This is a genomic window from Microcoleus sp. D3_18_C2, from assembly GCF_036702395.1.
Classification (GTDB): domain Bacteria; phylum Cyanobacteriota; class Cyanobacteriia; order Cyanobacteriales; family Microcoleaceae; genus Microcoleus.
The window spans coordinates 87871-105462 of the sequence record NZ_JAUBTG010000012.1 but is presented as its reverse complement, the minus strand read 5'-3'; the positions used below and the strand labels follow the sequence as shown (position 1 = coordinate 105462).

Below are 17592 nucleotides of genomic sequence, written 5' to 3'. Positions count from 1 at the left end.
TATGAGCTTGGTCGAAAAACCAATTAAGATTTTGATTGTCGAAGACGAACTGTTAATTGCTAAAAACTTATCCCCTAAATTAGAAAAATTGGGATATCAAATTGCCGATATCGTTTCTTCTGGAGCGGATGCCATCCAGCGCGCCCGCGAACTAAGACCAGATTTAATTTTAATGGACATAGTTATCAAAGGCGACATTGACGGCATAGAAACAGCAGCAATAATTAATCAAGAATTAGATATACCAATTATCTATACAACTGCCTATGCTGACGACGAAACTTTGCAGCGAGCCGAAAATACGGGTTCTTACGGCTACCTGCTCAAACCTTTTAAAGAAAGAGAAATGCACGCCACTATCAAGATAGCACTGAGCAAACATCAAGAAGCAGTGAGTTTGAAAAATTTAATGGCGTTAGCAGCAGAAAAAAGCGAAAATAGAGCCCGCTTTATTTCAATGGCTTACCACGATTTAAGCACTCCTTTAACTACCATACAATTATCGGCGGAAATGCTAGAAGATAGCGACTTGCAGAGAAGCGCCGGAACCACCCATAAAAATGTCGATCGCATAAAAAAAGCCGTCAGTAATATGAGTGGGTTGCTGGAAGATATTTTAATGCTTAGCAAAGCCGAATCAGGCAAAATTTCCTTAAATTTAAATCCGATTAATGCGACGGATTTATGCAATTCTATTTTAGAAGAACTGCAACCTATCGTCACCGACAAACACCTAATACATTTCCGCAGTCACACAAATCCGCTGCACGCCAATCTTGACGCCAAACTACTGCACCACCTTCTGACTAATTTGCTTTCCAACGCCATTAAATATTCTCCAAACGGTGGCAATGTCAGTTTAGAGTTAAGCTGCGAAAACCAACAAATAATTTTGTGCGTTCGAGATGAGGGAATTGGGATGACAGCGGAATATCAAGAAAAACTATTTCAGCAGTTTGAACGGGGTGCTAATGTAGGCAACATTAAAGGATCGGGTTTGGGACTCTGCATTGTCAAACACATAGTTGACCTGCACGGCGGTACAATAAGTGTGGAAAGTGCGATCGACAAAGGTACTACATTTATTGTCACTCTGCCTTTTTTAGTTAGTAGTCAGTAGTCCGTAGTCAGTCGTCAGTAGTCATTAGTCATGTCCGGTAAAATAAGCACAATACTTGTAGGGGCGGGTTTCACCAAAAATCTATCATCCAGACTAACAATCTACATAAACCCGCCCCCACCACGCGACAGAATTTCATCGCGGACAATTCAACGGAGAGGAGATAAAAGTATCGGGGGGGCGGGTTTATGAGATTGTAGATTATAGGCAATTATTGTTAGTGAACCCGCCCCTACAAAATTCATACAAGTCTCAATCAGGCCGGACATGATATCATTTTTAAGCAAATCGATCGGGAGACAAAAGCTCGATCGCCCTATCTTCTTCTCCCCCCGCCCAATTAGCAAATCGCTCAGCCAAAGCAGGTACAATAGCCAAAGGATTGCTGAGACCCGAAAAAACGTTCAATCCAGGGCGATCGGCGATCGGCCCCACTACAGGCAAATTATCAGCGCTAAATGCCACACTACACTCGTGCCAAGTTGCAGGTAAACCTGCCAAATCAGGCAAAACCTTGCCGATTCCTGCACGAATTGCCGTTTCGCTGGTTTCTCGATCGACTTTAGCATTCAAATCGCTCAAAGTGCGCGACAATTGCCCGATCCGCAAACTGCCATCATTAAATTGAATGGCACCCGAATCTAAAATCGGTGACAGCAACTCTTTACCAGGTTCATCCCAAAGAAAATCCACCTCATTTCTACTCGATTCAGCTTCCAATTCAAAACGTTTTAATACCGCAGGCATCACCAAAGTTCTGAGTTTCAAATCCACAGGTGCAGTTTCCAAAATCTCCGTGCGAGTAAAATAAACTCCCACAGAAACACCAGCGGCTTTCAGTAAACTCCGACTCCAACCTCCAGCACAAATAACCGTATTTTCGCAGGCATAACTTTCCTGTACCGTCTTAACTCCCGAAATCCGATTTCCCTCTTCTATAAACCCAATTACTTCAGCAAATTCTATAGTTCCTCCCAACCGCAGAAACCCTTGACAATAAGCTTTATTTGTGGCAGTCGGCGAAATGTGACCGTGACGCACAGTCAGAGCTCCGGCGATCGCACTTTTATTCAACAAAGGTTCCAACTCGCCAGCTTCTGCAACACTCAAAAGCTGCGGAACGATCGCAAATTGCGCGTAATTAGCCGCCACTTTTTCTACATCATTGCCCGCATCAATTGTCAGCAACAAATCTAACTCGCGAAACTCAGTATCAGCATCTAATTGGGCCGATAAATGGCGGTGGCGTTCGATACCTTCCCGACACAATTGCCGAGTTAAATCAGTCGTTCCCGACCAATAAGCCAAGCCGCCATAACTAAAACGAGTAGCATTTTGCATGGTAGCATCTCGTTCCAAAAGCAGCACAGCAAAACCTTTTTTTGCCAGTTCGTAACTCAGTGACGCACCCGTAATGCCACCGCCGACAACAATCCAATCGTAACTTTTCATGGGCAACTCAAAGGGAAGGAAAATATCATGCTTAGATTTTAGCTTAGTTTTTTCGGAACAAATCGAAAAACCTCTACCTACAGGAAGAGGCTGTCTGCGATCGCCCTAACTGAAACTTCCACCCGTCGGGAGATGTTTGCGTAGAGATATTTTTCGTTCAATAGTAGGAATTAGAGTCAGCAAAAAATTAGAAATACCAGAGAGGTTTTTATGAGTATCGACAAACCAGGCAAAGATATGGAGCGCACGGTCAATCCGGGCGATCGTATTTCCGACCAACCGCAAACCATTGAAGAAAAAGCCCAGCAACTAGCGGTAGACCACGTACCCGACATCGTGGGAGATACAGTTACAGTTCCAACTTATGTAATCGTCGAAGAACCAGACGGGGAAAAGAAAGCTTTGCACCACGTCAAAGACGCCGACGAAATTTCTGACGTAATTCGGCAGGCCCGCGTTGACGAAAATGGCGAACGGGTTTGGGATTAAGTTCAATCCAATAAAAACGGGTTTTTTTGTACAAAAGTTATCGTAGAAATCATGGAAACAAATCCCAGAAATAGTACGCCCTATCCCAATCTTCCGCCGATTCTAGAAAGTCACGATACAGAGTACCGCGACGCCGGTATTACGAGTACGCTTTCAGTTGCAGGCCATCCCATCCACCCCATCATCGTCATCTTTCCGGTAGCCTTTTTAGTAGGAGCCGCCGGCACGGACATCGGTTATTGGCTGACAAGCGATCCGTTTTGGGCGAGAGCTTCGGTTTGGCTGATGGGTGTGGGTTTCGCTGCGGGGATTTTGGCCGCAATCACGGGCTTTTTAGATTTTTTCAAAGTTAAAAGAGTGCGCGATCGCAGTGCCGGTTGGTTGCACATGGGCGGCAATGTGGCGGTTATGGTACTTACCCTGATTAACTTGCTATTGCGACAAGAAAATCCGGCGGAGCCGATCGTATACACAGGTTTAGCAATATCGATCGTCGTAGCAACTTTGCTGGGCGTTACAGGCTGGTTCGGCGGCGAACTAAGTTTTCGCCACAAAATCGGCGTCATCGGCCCTACCAGTCATAATTCCTAGGTTTCTGACCATTTTTAGTAGGGAATTCCGTCCCTCTTCATTGGATAATTTAGGACTAAAATCTTGACTACAAACTTAAAGATTGTCCCAGCCAATTGAGATAAGCATCGCTGCCAGCGATAATAGGAATAGCAATAATTTCGGGAACTTCATAGGAATGGAGTTCCTGAACTTTTGTTTTTAAAGCCTCAAATTTAGCCAAATCAGTTTTAATCAGCAACTGCCACTCTGACTCGGAATGAATCTCGCCTTGCCAACTATAAATCGAGCGAATTGGTGACAAACTCACACAAGCAGCCAGCTTGTTTTCAATTAGAGATTTCGCGAGATTCTCCGCTTCCGCCTCCGATGCCGCAGTTACCAGCACCACCCCAAAATTAATTGTCATAGTAATCAGTGAACAGTCAATCGATTTTAGATTTTAGATTTTAGATTTTCGATTTTCGATTTTAGCATTGACTTGCGCGAGATAAATTCGGGGGATCCTTTATCGGATACAGGTTTTTTATTTCTGGACAGATGAATCACGTGGCGGGTATCCTGGATGCGGGAATTGTCAACAGTCAACAGTCAACAGTCAACAATCAACCGTTAATCTCATTAACTTCCCAAGAATTGACTCTGCCAGCCCCAGCTAAGGAAAAATAGCGCCTAGTAGATTCCGGCAAAATAGCTCCCGTCAACAAAGCATTATCTAAATTAGTTCCTATTAACGTCGCCTCGCTCAAATCTGCCGCCATCAAATCTGCTTGAGACAACTTTGCCCAATTCAGATTTGCCCCTCTCAAACAACTTCCCCTCAACTTAGCCCCGGTTAAGTTTGCACCCGCCAACTTCACCCCACGCAACTGAGCCGCGCTGAAATTCGCCCCCGCCAAATTCGAGCCTTCCAAATTAGCTCCCATGAGTTTAGCTTCGCTCACGTTGACGCCGCTCAAATCTACACCGCAAAGATTCACCCCTGTCAACTGCGCTCGTCGCAGACTGACTCCGGTTAATTGAGCTCCAAAAAGTTTTGCACTATTGAGCCTTGCACCGTAAAGGTTGGCCCACTTAAAATTAGCTCCCGTCAGATTCGCGCCCAGCAAGTTAACTAATTGCAAGTCGGCGCTGCACAAATTGGCATTCCACAACACAGCACCCCGCAGGTTTGCGCCAGTTAAAGTTGCGCCGCTTAACTTTACCTTGGGCATTTTTGCTTTTACCAAAAAAGCTCCACTCAAATTAGCTTTTGTCAAATCTGCACCAGAGAGTTGGGTTTCACCCATTTTGGCAAAACTCAGATTTGTTCTGTGCATCTGTGCATCTTTGAGTGTTGCTTTGGTGAGAAACGCCCTACTGAGGTTCGCCCCGGAAAGATTAGCTCGCGAAAGGTTGACTCCGATTAAGATTGCTCCGCTGAGGTCTTTCCCGCTGAGGTCGGCTCCAGTAAAGTCTCTTTCTCCTTTTTCGTAATTGTTGAGCAGTTCGCTAACTTCCATAGGGCATCATACCTTCTATGATTGGGGGGTTTCGATCCAGAAATCTTTACTGTTAAGGTTGTTTCAGAAAGGAAACTGTTTCAGAAAGGAAACTGTTTTAGCGTTTGCCTCAAACGGTATAAATTTCATTAACATCACTTTCTGTTTAAAGGCAATCTCTTAATAAAGATTTTATATCTTCCTCGCGGTAGCGATCCCAGTTTCGGTATTTTTGAATTAAAAATTAATGTTTCTTGACATAGATAGTCATTCCTTAACGATCGCCTGTAATTCGCAACTTCAGGCGCAGCGTGCCCTTGAATCCTGCAGGAGGTTGCCAGGAACTCAAGGCCCTCTTGAGAGTTTCTACGGCGTCTGTTGCTTGCAGCGTCGAGGTTTTAGTGTCGAGCGCCAATCGGGCAACGCGGCCGTCTTGTACCAATAACTTCCACACCGTTTCACCGCTAACCCCCGCCGGGAGATTAACAGATTGCAGGTATTGACTCAAAGCCGCGATCGCCCCGGCATCCAACCCTTCGACGCTAACTACTTGGAGGCGAGAAGCCAAAGGCTTCGGGCGTTGCAACTCACCGTAACCTTGCTGCGGCGCCATAGCAGGAGCTGGACTCACCGGTGCCGAGTTGCGAGTCGAGGTAACGCTGCGAGTGCCGCCCCTAGTTGGCTCTTCCCCTCCCGACTCGAAAATACCCTCGTAGCTGACACCCTGCGGCAATTCTACAGGCACTTGCACGCGGCGACGAGATCCATCTGGTTCCACTCGCACTTCTTCGCTCACAGCCACAAAAGCCGTGTATTCCGACAGCAAGCGATAAGTCAGAGCAGTATTAGTCACAGCTTCCACCAGAGATTTAGTCTCGCCACCAAACATTTGATTCATTAAATCTTTAATGCGCGATCGCCCCCAAAGTTGAGCTACCGCCGGATTGCCAAAATCCGTAGCGGTTGCTGCGACGGAAGTAGACTCTCGCTGCCGCCCGCCGGATTGAGCAAAATTAACCGGTAAAACTTGCTCGTAAGCTTTGCCGCCCGCCAGAGTGCCGCGGATGCGAAGTTGGCCGTTAGTTCGATCGGCCTTTTTGCCAAACAAAACCAGTGGCCCACTCGCAAACAAGTCTGGGGGCGCGATCGGATAAATCTCCGGTTTTTCCCCCACTCCTTCCCAACTAATTTGAATATTAGTCAATACCGGACGATTAATTTCACGAAAAAACTTTTCTGTCGCTTCTGCCGACGGTTCATCTTGACGAATTACTTGAGAAGTGCCTCTTCCCACTTCCGCCAAACGGTTGAGCAAAAACCGATTCACCGAACCGCCAACACCAAAACTATAAAGTCGATTTCCTGGTTTCAGACTCTGCTGAACCAGAGCCAGCACTTCATTTTCATTACCAATGTAACCATCCGTAATTAATACAATACTCCGCAGCCTTCCCGTAGCCGCCGCCGGAAAATTCATCACTGCTTGAAGGCCGTTAAGCAGTTCACTGCCACCGTTAGCCTGCAACTTTTCGATATAATTAATTGCGCTTTGTCGATTTTCTGCCGTATTCGCTAAAGGAGTAGTTGAAAGCGCTTGCGTAGTGTTGGCAAAATCAATAATAGTAAAAGTATCGTTGGAATTCAACCCTTGAATAAAGCGGCGCATCAACTCCTTAGATTTTGCTAGTGGCTCGCCCTTTTGAGAACCGGAAGTATCCATCAGAAACACGACATCTTTAGGTACAATTTCATTATTTTTGTAATTTAATGCCGGAATTAAATAAGTAGCAAAATGACCGCCCCGCTGGTCGGATTGAGTCAAGACAGTTGCGCGCGTATTTTCGCCCGCCACTCGATAGCGCAAAATTAAATCTTTATTGGGAATTGTGTCAGAATTGGCTAATTGGACTTGCACAATATTTCCCCTGCGGTCAGTTGTAATTTGATGGGAAGTAGAGCGGACATCGCCGATCGCAACTCCAGCATCTATTTCTACCGAAACAGCGATATTGTGACCCGATCGCGCTCCCGGAGGCAAAACAGGCGGGTTAATGCGATCGGCATCGGTCGAATTTCCCGAAATATAGCGAGGCCCTACCACCATTGGAAACACAAATTCGTAATCGCCGCCGACAAATTTGAGACTTTCGGTGTAGCGAATCGTAACTTCAATTTTTTCTCCCGGTTTGATATTAGCCAGAGACTGAGTAAAAATATTGGATCGTTCTTGTTCCAACAAACCTGCACTCCGGCCTTGCTTTCTGGCTTGTTCGTACATTTCCAAAGCTTCCTCCCGGCGTTTGATATCAGCTTTAATAGTTCGTGAGCCTATTTTAATTTCCATATCGTCCACCGCTGCTTCGTCGGGCAAAGGAAATACATAAACAGCTTCTATAGATTCGGGAAAAGGATTTTCAAACTTCTGAACAACTTCGACGCGGGAGATATTGCCAGCTATTTTGGCTTTAACTTCAGTCTGTTTCAGAGGAAAGACTTGTTCTGGCGTCGTGTTGGGAGTTTTGACGAACAAACCGCCGACTGGACAGGGAGTTTCGGGCGATCGTCCGCCATTGCAATTAACATCGTTACTAGCGAGGATTTTCGGCGACACAGACGAATAATTTTCCCCAAGAGCATTTGCCCGCGCCCCATTGGGAGCGAGCCACACGCCACACTCGATGGCTGCGAGCAATGCGATACCAGTACAAAGCAACCGTTGAGGGGATAGAACGCAGACAAACTTCATAGCTGTTTTTTTTTAGCAGACTTGAGGTGCTTTGTTTACCATGACTTTACCATTGCCGAAACGTTCCTCAGTTAGCTTTTTGGGAAAAATGACTGAGCGCGTAGGGCTGATTTTAGATTTTAGATTTTAGATTAACTCTACAGGCGCTCATGGGGGAGTGGAACTTTTGTCTAGACTGCTGTGGGCTTGCATCCGTATTTGGGTGAAGTCGGTTGGGGCGATCGTCCGCGAACCCAACCTAGAAGATTGTATGATAGTTAAATAATTAAATAACTCTAACCTCAACCTCTCAATCTCTAATAAATTGAAAAAGCCATGAATTTTATTAACCCCAAAACCGACTTTGCATTTAAAAAAATCTTCGGCTCGGCTGACAGCAAAGACATTTTGATTAGCTTCTTAAATGCCATCCTCTACGAAGCGCAGCCAGTTATCGAAGATTTAGAAATTCTTGACCCTTATTTAGCGCCCAAAATCAAAGGAGTCAAAGATACTTACTTGGATGTTAAAGCAAAAATTGGTGGCAGCAAAACTGCGATCGTTGAAATGCAGGTATTGAATGTAGAATCCTTTGAGAAACGGATTTTATACAATGCTACCAAAGCTTACTCAGTGCAATTAAAAAGCGGAGAAAACTACAACCTGTTAAATCCCGTGATTGCCTTGACGATTACAGATTTCCAAATGTTTGAGCATCTGGAAACAGTAATTTCGCGGTTTTGTATCAAAGAAAAAAACAACTTAGTCGAGTATTTGGCGGATGAATTAGAATTTGTCTTTGTTGAGTTGCCCAAATTTGACAAGACTTTAGCAGAATTAGAGACTCTGACTGACAAGTGGATATATTTCATGAAAACCGCTCGCACGTTAAGGTCTGTGCCGGAAGAGTTGGGAAATGTACCGGAACTCCGCAAAGCTTTTACAATTGCCAATGAAGCAAATCTCGATCCTGATGAATTGGAGGATTTAGAAAGGCGAGAAATTTTTATTCAAGACCAGCGCGGTGCAATTACCAAAGCTACCAGAATCGGGATAGAACAAGGAATCAGACAAGGCATCGAACAAGGCATCGAACAAGGCATCGAACAAGGCATTGAACAAGGCATCGAACAAGGCATCGAACAAGGCATCAAACAAGGAAATATGACATTAATTGTTCGTCAGTTGGAGCGCAGTGTCGGCGTGCTGTCGCCGGAGTTCAAAACCAGCATAGCTCAGTTATCCGCTCAGCAATTAGAGAATCTAGGAGAGGCACTATTAGACTTTGCCAGTTTGTCAGATTTGACAACTTGGTTGCAAGCACATAACAATCGTCAATAATTTGGTCAAATGGGTGTAGGGGGCAATCCCCCGTGGTTGCCCTTATGGATTACCAAAAACTTGGGTCTAAAGCCCCATCCTTTTAGAACGGCTTAGTGTTAGTATCTTAGCGTAGCGATTTTCCACGTAAGATGTTCGTTCTAGAATTCAAGGCGAAAGGAAAACCAAATCAGTACGCAGCAATAGACGAGGCAATTAGGACTGCTCAGTTCGTTCGGAATAAGTGCATCCGTTTCTGGATGGATAACCGAGGTGTTGGGCAAAAAGACTTGTATCGGCACAGCACTGCGCTCAGAGAAGAGTTTCCTTTCGTCAAAACCTTGAATTCTAGTGCTTGCCAAGCGTCAGTCGAGAGAGCTTATTCTGCAATTGCTCGGTTTTACGACAACTGCAAGAAAGCTCTTCCCGGAAAGAAAGGTTATCCGACTTTTAAGAAAAACTGTCGCTCAGTTGAATATAAAGTGAGCGGCTGGAAACTTTCAGAAACCCGCAAGCAAATCACTTTCACTGACAAGAAAGGAATTGGTAAGCTCAAACTAAAAGGAACGTGGGATCTAAACTTCTACCAGCTCGATCAAATAAAACGGGTACGCTTGATCCGTCGCGCTGACGGTTACTACGTTCAGTTTTTGATCGGTGCTGAAAACGAAGTAGATACGACGCCGACTGGTAAAACACTCGGTTTGGACGTAGGGCTCAAAGAGTTTTATACAGACTCTAACGGTCACTCTGAACCAAACCCCCAGTTTTATCGAACCACTGAGAAACGGTTAAAGTTTCGACAGCGCCGCGTTTCTCGTAAAAAGAAAGGCTCTGCCAACCGCAAGAAAGCAATTAATCGATTAGGAAGAGTACACCTCAAAATAAGTAGGCAACGTGAAGAACACGCTAAGAGACTGGCGCGTTGCGTAATCCGATCTAACGATTTGGTCGCCTACGAAGATTTGAGGATTAAAAACTTAGTAAAGAATCACTGTCTCGCCAAATCGATCAATGATGCGGGTTGGTATCTATTCAGGAAGTGGCTGGAGTATTTTGGAGTAAAATTTGACCGGGTGACGGTTGCCGTCAATCCAGCATATACTTCGCAAAAATGTTCTAACTGCGGTGCAATCGTAAAAAAAACCCTATCCGTAAGAACCCATGTTTGTGAATGCGGGTTCGTTATGGATAGGGATTGGAATGCTGCGATTAATATCCTGAAATTAGCCTTGAGTACGGTAGGGCATACCGGAACTTGGGTCAAAGACCCGAACGCTTTGGGAGATTCGACCTCTACTTTGGCTGGAGAAATCCTGTCGCAAGCAAGTTGAGTCTACGAACAAAGAATCCCCGCTGCTTTAGCACCGGGAGTGTCAACTATGTCACATTTGAGTCTGACCTGACATTGAAACATCTAAAGTCGAAAATCCTATGAGCAAATTTGTGTTTGTGACTGGTGGCGTGGTTTCCAGCATCGGCAAGGGAATTGTCGGTGCTTCCTTGGGCCGCCTATTAAAGTCGCGGGACTATTCAGTCTCGATTTTGAAGCTAGACCCCTATATTAACGTTGACCCCGGCACTCTGAGCCCGTTTCAGCACGGAGAAGTCTTTGTCACGCAAGATGGTGCGGAAACTGACTTGGATTTGGGGCACTACGAGCGTTTTACCGACACTTCCATGTCTCGCCTCAATAGCGTCACCACGGGTTCCATTTATCAAGCGGTGATTAACAAAGAACGCCGCGGTGAGTATCAGGGGAGCACGGTGCAGGTGATTCCGCACATTACTAACGAGATTAAAGATCGAATTCACCGGGTAGCAAAAAATACCAATCCCGATGTGGTGATTACGGAAATCGGCGGAACGGTGGGAGATATTGAATCTTTGCCGTTTTTGGAGGCAATTCGCCAGTTTCGCAAGGATGTCGGTCGGCAAAATGTTGTGTATATGCACGTCACGCTGATACCTTGGATTCCTTCGGCTGGGGAGATGAAAACTAAACCGACTCAGCATTCGGTGAAGGAATTGCGGTCGATCGGCATTCAACCAGATATTTTAGTCTGTCGGTGCGATCGCCCGCTGTCTTTGGGCATGAAACAGAAATTGTCGGAATTCTGCAACGTCCCCGAAGAATGTGTCATCACCGCTCAAGATGCTAAAAGTATCTACGAAGTGCCGCTGATGATGGAACAGGAAGGTTTGGCGGAACAAACGCTCAATTTGCTGCAACTCGAACATCGCCAGCCAGATTTGCATCAGTGGCAAACTTTAGTCAACAGGCTTTACAGTCCCAATCACAAAATTGATATTGCTTTAGTTGGCAAATACGTGCGGTTGAACGATGCTTATCTTTCGGTGGTCGAAGCTTTGCGGCACGCGGCAATTGCGATCGGCTGCGACCTGAATTTACACTGGATTAACTCAGAAGATTTAGAATCGGGAAACCTCGATAATTATCTCAAAGGTATCAACGGCATTCTTGTACCCGGAGGTTTTGGGGTTCGGGGAGTTGACGGCAAAATAGCGGCGATCGAATATGCTAAACACCACAAAATTCCATTTTTGGGATTGTGTTTGGGGATGCAGTGTGCTGTGATTGAATGGGCGCGCAACATCGCTCAACTAGAGGATGCCAACAGCGCTGAATTTAACCCAGATACAGCGAATCCGGTAATTAATTTATTGCCAGAACAGCAAGATGTAGTCGATTTGGGCGGTACAATGCGACTGGGTTTGTATCCGTGCCGTGTCAACCCAGACACGCTAGCTTTCAAACTTTATCAGAAAGAAGTGATTTACGAGCGGCACCGCCATCGGTACGAATTTAACAACGCCTACCGCAATCTTTTCTTAGAATCAGGTTATGCAGTCTCCGGTACATCTCCAGACGGCCGCTTGGTAGAAATGATCGAATTTCCCAACCATCCCTTTTTCATAGCCTGCCAATTTCACCCCGAATTCCAATCTCGACCTAGCGCCCCCCACCCCTTGTTTCAAGGGTTTATCCAGGCCGCTAGCATCCAGGGAAAGCAGGATGTTTTAGAAGATGAGGATCGCGACTTGGTGGCCGAGAAAGTTGCAGCAAACTGATCTCATATCATGTGCGATCGATTAGTTCTGATATATTAGATGTCTGTAGGGGCGGTTCAGAGTACACAATATTCAAATCGCCCCGGCAATCGACATTACAAAACCCGCCCAACAGACCAATAGGATTTGATAGGGGTTGCACTTATCGGACTAGATATCGGGCAGCATTCTCAACGAGTGAAAAACCTCCCCCCCAACCCCTATGCTAGGGCTGGGGGGCTAGTACCACAAGGGAGAAGGCAGAAGGTAAAAATGCAATACGGTTCAGTTAAGCTCGATCCCCTGGCGCCTAGGGCGGGCACAGGGGCACCGCCCCTACAAAGGGGAGTAGGGGGTGGGACAAGAACTTACTCTTGCGTCCCCCTTGGGAAGGGGGATTTAGGGGGATCTCGCCCGGAATAAATAGTTTTAACCCAAGCGTATTGGGTAAAAATGCTGATATTTTTACTTAACTTTTTAGCTTGGATTTCAATGGTGATACCAGTAAAAAAAAATGTAACTTTAGGCAACTTCCCAACCCCGATAGTCATCAGTCATGCCCAATCTAAAATCTAAAATCTAAAATCTAAAATGGTATGAGTTGTCAAACTATCCTAAAATACCAGGAAACACAGGTTTGAGGAGGCTTTGTGGCTTATTGGAGCAAAATTACTTATGAGAAAAGTACATACATAATTGACCTTGACACTATTAGTGCTTTTTCTAGCGAACTGGATAACAAGCGTCTCACCTTTTGGCTGCCTAATAGCAGTCAGCCGATTATCCTCAATCCCCAAGGCAATTCTGAGGCTTACAAGCAAGTTCTCGATTACCTCAAAAAAACCATCGATCGCAATTCGAGAGGTTCGTGGATTAAAATTCATTATGACCGCAAAGAATTTGCGATCGATATGAGTCGAATTAGCTCTTTTGCTTGCGAACAGAACGGTCGGCTAAGCTTTTGCCTGCCGGACAGCGCAACTAATATTATTATCCTGCGCCAAAACAACCCGGAAACTTATCAAGAAATTCAGGAATACATTAAAAATACCACTGGACAATCTCTGCCATGAAGCAGTCATTAGTCATTAGTTGTTAGTCATTAGTCATTAGTCGTTAGTTGTTAGTCATTAGTCATTAGTCATTAGTCATTAGTCATTAGTTATAAGTATGAACAATGAAGGAGGAAGGAAGACTATTTTTAGTAAATCCTAACATTCATTTTATTTTTTTTTGGGGTAAGGTGCTTAGGTTGCACCCTAAGTTTAGATATGAAAAAAGCGCAATAAACTGCGCTGCTTTTTGAAATTTTAACTATTGAACAAGCTGCCAAGCTAATTTTGCTGCCCCTACAATGCCTGCTTGATTGCCCAATTCAGCCACCAATAACTGTAAATCCTCGCGAGAACTCGGCAGTACACGTTGCTCAATTTCTTGTCGAACCTTCGGCAAGAAAAATTCTGCACCTGCACTAATTCCACCGCCGATAATAATAGCTTCCGGCGTCAAAATATAAATGAGACTTGCCAAACCGATACCCAGATAGCGCCCGTAATTTTGCCAAAATTCTAAAGCTTTGGCATCTTCCGACTTAGCTAGATTTGCTAATTCTAGCGGTTCCAAACCCGTTTCGCGGCGAATTGCTTGCACCGAAACGTACTGTTCTAAAGAACCGCGATTGCCGCTGTTGCACTCCGGGCCGTCGGGATTTATAGTAATCAATCCTAGTTCTCCGGCCGCGCCTTGATGACCTACAAATAGTTTGCCGTCTAGGATAACTGCACCGCCGACTCCTGTACCTAAAGTTATTAAAATTAGGTCTTTAAAGTGCCTTCCTGCGCCCAACCAAGCTTCTCCCAATCCGGCACAGTTGGCATCATTTGCTAATATTGTCGGCAGTCCGGTTTTAGCTTCCAACCAGTCAGCGAGGGGGACGTTATGCCAGTTTTTGAGGTTAATTGCTACTCTGGCTATGCGGCCGGCGGCGTCTGCAGGGCCTGGAGTGCCGATGCCGATCGCACTTACAGCATTTTCCACCGGATTCAGTTGTAAAATAGGATCGGTCATCGCAGCTAAAACGGCTTCTGGCGTTGCCGGTTGAGGAGTTGGAACAGTTAAGGATTGGTGACAAATGCCGTCTTCGCTAAATCTGCCGAGTTTAATTGCGGTTCCGCCTAAGTCAATGCCGATTACTTGTGTCATTCGATTTGAGTTTTGGATGCAAGGATTTGGGATTAATCCTCATAGGATAAACATATTTTAAGGTGCGGACTGTACACATTACCAAGTAAGTTTGTAGTGATAATTTAAATCCTCCAACTCCTATTTTAGTCTATAATACTTAGCGACAAAAAATGGGTTAATTATTAATACTATCATACCGATCGCAATTCCTAGCAAAAATTATGGATACCAGCGAGTTCGCCTATTTAATTTCGCCTAACTTACGTTGCGCTACCTCTCGGTTGTGCAAAGCATCGTGATAGTCTGGTTGGAGAGCAATTGCCTGGGTATAAGATGCGATCGCATCTTCAAATCTTCCTAAATTATACTGCTCATTCCCTCGATCGCACCACGCTTTCGCCTCTACATTAACTTCCGATTCTGCCTCCGCAGCCTCAGCGCCTCTGCGGTTCCCTTCCCCAGAAAAACCCAAACCATCCCCAACAAACACCGCCTCAATTACCATCCCCTTTGTCTCCTCCTCCTCAACCTCCGGCAGCGGAAACCGTGTCAATATCTCCCGCCCAATTCTCCTCGCCACCTCTGACAATTCCCCGCTGCCAATTCTACCTAACAAAACCAGCCGCTGCGCCAATTCCTGAAGCGATGCCACCGCATCCGTAGGGGCGGTGCCCCCGTGCCCGCCCTGCAGGTTTTCCCCCTCTAACAATCGAGTCCCAAACCGTCGCAGCCAAGCAGCCAATTCACCATCTTTAAGGCGTTTTGCGATTAAGAATCCCGCTACATCTCCTCGACTCCAACCGACATTCACCCCTTCCAGGATTTCCATGAATTTCGACTCGTATTCCGCGTCAGTTTGGGTGGGGCGGGGCGCAGGTGGTGGCGGCGGTGGTGGGGGTGCGGTTCCTAATAGGCGCTGGATGAGTCGTTTGAGGAATTGCCAAATTTTGTTTAGCATTTGTGGGGATGGGTTGGGTTGTTTCTATTTTATACGAATGCGGACAGGTTTGTCGGTATCTGCGATGGGAAAGGGGCGGGTGTTTGAGTATCTGGGATGGGTGGGTGCGGGTTGATGAATTATGCTATTTGATGATATAAATTTCGGCTAACCCGCCCTACCAATTTTGCTATTTTAGATGTATTATTTTATTATCAAATACCGTAGGGGCGGGTTCGCCCACAATCTATAATTCCCATCCCAAATATTGATAAACCCGCCCCTACCCAACCAACTAACCCATATTACCAAATACCTAGATAGAGTGAATATCGAAGAAACCGGGTTTTTTCCTAATCTGCGGATTATCGCGAATATTTTTTGTAAAAACCCGGTTTCTGGCCACTCGCTTTGTTCCTACTTTAAAAGCGGATAATACAGTTCTCCTGTTGAGTTGATATAACCGGCCCTATCGCCCGCTAAATCCCCCGTTCCCATAAATACGTCAACTCTCCCCGCACCTTTGATTGCACCGCCAGTATCTTGATCCAAAACGTACCGATTCACGGCATTTTGTTCGAGTTGTCCTGCCGCATTCGGATAAGGGAGTTTTGTACTAATTAATGCTAGTGCGCCGGGGGGCATTAAGGCTTTGTCGGTGGCGATCGACCTTTCGGCAGTTACTGGCACTCCAATGCTTCCTGTGGCTGGAGCTCCATTACTATCCCGGAAGAATACAAAGCTTTCATTTTTTGGCAAATATTTGTTCATATCTGCGGGAAAGTTGGTAAAATATTCCCTTAGTTTCGGCAAAGTTAACTCTTCTAAAGTAAACTTTCCGTCTTTAACTAATTCTCGTCCAACTCCTGTATAACTGTGACTGGTTTTGCCTGCAAAACCGACGGTCATCTCGCTACCATCTGTTAGCTGCAATCTCGCAGAACCTTGGACGTGCACGAGAAATGCTTGGAATCGATCGCGCAACCAAACTAATTCTAATCCTCGCAGCAATCCTTTACTTCCCTGCAAAGCATCTGCGCCTTCTAATTGCAATCTTGTCGGGTGAGGTTTCGGCCAAGAGGCCATGTTTGGCGGCATCCGGTACAGGGGATAACGGTATTCGGAATTCGGCGTGCGAGAGGCTGCGTAAGTCGGCTCGAAATAACCTGTAAATGCTACTGTTCCTTTGCCGTCTTTGCCCGTGGATTTGTAAAATACAAATTCGCGCTTGACAGATTCCTGAAGTTGTGCTGGGGTTGTGGAACTGACAACTAATTGGCGGAATCGATCGAGGGAACGGCGGACTCGATCGCGCGTAACTCCTGCGACTGGATAGCGGCTGTAAGCGCTGGCGGCGGCTGATGTATTGAGATAGCGGAGGCTGTGGTCGATCGACCTTAACAGCAATTCTTTATCGCCCGGTTTGCCATTTTCGCCCCAGATTTGAGCGTCAAAGGCGATCGACTCCAACTCACTCGCTTGTAATTGATTTACACTCATTGGTTGCAGCGATGGAACTGCAACGGCGGGCACCGAAAAAGCGATCGCCAAAACGCAACAGGCGATCGCTAATAGCTGATAGCGAAAAATCTTGCTCAATTTCCAATCTTCCCTACTGAATTGATTATTTTCCTTATTCATCGTATCGTTCGACGCTAGAAGTAAATATCGGTTCTACGCGAATTGCGAGAACACTGGTAGGCCGAACTACCATGTATTCGCCTTGAATATTTTTAATCGGGACGTTAAGAAATTCTCTTGAATCTTGTTTCGGCACCAGCGTACTGCTGTACCATTTTTGAAAATCTTGCAGGGTTGCGAAACGCACTTCTTCGCGGTGCCCGCCCTCAAGCAGCAGGTGCACGGAATATTCGCTGGGAGTTCTAGGCATAGGAGATGGGGAGAGTTGTTGGAGGACAATTTAAAATCTAAAATCTAAAATTGATGTGGCTGCCCTCAAGCAGCAGGTGCACGGAATATTCGCACTTGTGTTCTAGGCATATCTGTATTTTAGATTTTTGATTTTAAGCTTTTGGAACGATTCCATATTTTACCTCTTCCTCGGCGCATTCCCTCATTTAGTAGGTTGGATTGAGGGAGGGGGAGAGACTGGGAGAAGGAGAGAGTGGGAGAGGGGGAGAGTGGGAAAAGGGGAGGGTGGGAGAGACCGGAGAGTTGTTGCAGGAAAATCTCAATCTAAAATCTAAAATCGATAAAGTTGTTGCAGGAAAACCCCAATCTA

At 45.8% G+C, this 17592-nt stretch carries 15 protein-coding genes; 7 read left to right on the top strand and 8 right to left on the bottom strand.

The window, feature by feature from the left end:
* Window position 1: 1 nt before the first annotated feature.
* Window positions 2-1120, top strand: coding sequence for an ATP-binding protein (locus tag QUA88_RS10700; protein WP_333054320.1), 1119 nt, complete (start codon window positions 2-4; stop codon window positions 1118-1120).
* 279 nt (window positions 1121-1399) lie between these two features.
* On the opposite strand, the gene QUA88_RS10695 is transcribed toward QUA88_RS10700, so the two are convergent.
* Window positions 1400-2572 carry an FAD-binding oxidoreductase gene (locus QUA88_RS10695; RefSeq protein WP_333207930.1) on the bottom strand — a complete coding sequence of 391 codons (1173 nt, stop codon included), beginning with the start codon at window positions 2570-2572 and terminating at the stop codon, window positions 1400-1402.
* Between the two features lie 210 nt (window positions 2573-2782).
* Between QUA88_RS10695 and QUA88_RS10690 the strand changes: the two genes are divergently transcribed.
* Window positions 2783-3061, top strand: a complete 279-nt coding sequence (locus QUA88_RS10690; protein WP_333207928.1) for a hypothetical protein — start codon at window positions 2783-2785, stop codon at window positions 3059-3061.
* Window positions 3062-3112: 51 nt separating this feature from the next.
* The gene (locus tag QUA88_RS10685; RefSeq protein WP_333207926.1) at window positions 3113-3652 is read left to right on the top strand and encodes a DUF2231 domain-containing protein; all 540 of its coding nucleotides are present in this window, start codon (window positions 3113-3115) and stop codon (window positions 3650-3652) included.
* A 67-nt stretch (window positions 3653-3719) separates the two neighbouring features.
* On the opposite strand, the gene cutA is transcribed toward QUA88_RS10685, so the two are convergent.
* The 3 genes from cutA to QUA88_RS10670 all read right to left on the bottom strand — a co-directional run bounded on the left by cutA (window position 3720) and on the right by QUA88_RS10670 (window position 7858).
* Entirely contained in the window at window positions 3720-4040 is a 321-nt protein-coding gene (cutA, locus tag QUA88_RS10680) for a divalent-cation tolerance protein CutA (RefSeq protein ID WP_333207924.1), read from the bottom strand.
* A 196-nt stretch (window positions 4041-4236) separates the two neighbouring features.
* Window positions 4237-5133, bottom strand: coding sequence for a pentapeptide repeat-containing protein (locus tag QUA88_RS10675; protein ID WP_333054310.1), 897 nt, complete (start codon window positions 5131-5133; stop codon window positions 4237-4239).
* A gap of 253 nt (window positions 5134-5386) precedes the next feature.
* Window positions 5387-7858: a VIT domain-containing protein gene (locus QUA88_RS10670; protein WP_333207922.1), complete on the bottom strand. Its 2472-nt coding sequence runs from the start codon at window positions 7856-7858 to the stop codon at window positions 5387-5389.
* A gap of 315 nt (window positions 7859-8173) precedes the next feature.
* Between QUA88_RS10670 and QUA88_RS10665 the strand changes: the two genes are divergently transcribed.
* From QUA88_RS10665 to QUA88_RS10650, 4 genes are all read left to right on the top strand, one after another.
* Window positions 8174-9178 carry an Rpn family recombination-promoting nuclease/putative transposase gene (locus QUA88_RS10665; RefSeq protein WP_333054306.1) on the top strand — a complete coding sequence of 335 codons (1005 nt, stop codon included), beginning with the start codon at window positions 8174-8176 and terminating at the stop codon, window positions 9176-9178.
* Between the two features lie 131 nt (window positions 9179-9309).
* Window positions 9310-10491 carry a transposase gene (locus QUA88_RS10660; RefSeq protein WP_333054304.1) on the top strand — a complete coding sequence of 394 codons (1182 nt, stop codon included), beginning with the start codon at window positions 9310-9312 and terminating at the stop codon, window positions 10489-10491.
* Window positions 10492-10591: 100 nt separating this feature from the next.
* Window positions 10592-12250 (top strand): CTP synthase, encoded by a 1659-nt coding sequence (locus tag QUA88_RS10655; RefSeq protein ID WP_333207921.1) that lies wholly within the window; start codon window positions 10592-10594, stop codon window positions 12248-12250.
* Between the two features lie 629 nt (window positions 12251-12879).
* Window positions 12880-13302 (top strand): hypothetical protein, encoded by a 423-nt coding sequence (locus QUA88_RS10650; RefSeq protein ID WP_333149438.1) that lies wholly within the window; start codon window positions 12880-12882, stop codon window positions 13300-13302.
* 241 nt (window positions 13303-13543) lie between these two features.
* On the opposite strand, the gene QUA88_RS10645 is transcribed toward QUA88_RS10650, so the two are convergent.
* The 4 genes from QUA88_RS10645 to QUA88_RS10630 all read right to left on the bottom strand — a co-directional run bounded on the left by QUA88_RS10645 (window position 13544) and on the right by QUA88_RS10630 (window position 17241).
* Window positions 13544-14431, bottom strand: coding sequence for an ROK family protein (locus QUA88_RS10645; protein WP_333271635.1), 888 nt, complete (start codon window positions 14429-14431; stop codon window positions 13544-13546).
* Window positions 14432-14654: 223 nt separating this feature from the next.
* Window positions 14655-15371, bottom strand: coding sequence for a tetratricopeptide repeat protein (locus QUA88_RS10640; protein ID WP_333207920.1), 717 nt, complete (start codon window positions 15369-15371; stop codon window positions 14655-14657).
* A 396-nt stretch (window positions 15372-15767) separates the two neighbouring features.
* Complete coding sequence (locus QUA88_RS10635; RefSeq protein WP_333271630.1) at window positions 15768-16991, bottom strand: murein transglycosylase A; 1224 nt, start codon at window positions 16989-16991, stop codon at window positions 15768-15770.
* Window positions 16984-17241, bottom strand: a complete 258-nt coding sequence (locus tag QUA88_RS10630) for a hypothetical protein (protein ID WP_172192361.1) — start codon at window positions 17239-17241, stop codon at window positions 16984-16986. Before QUA88_RS10630 ends, QUA88_RS10635 begins: the two co-directional genes overlap by 8 nt.
* Window positions 17242-17592 lie beyond the last annotated feature (351 nt).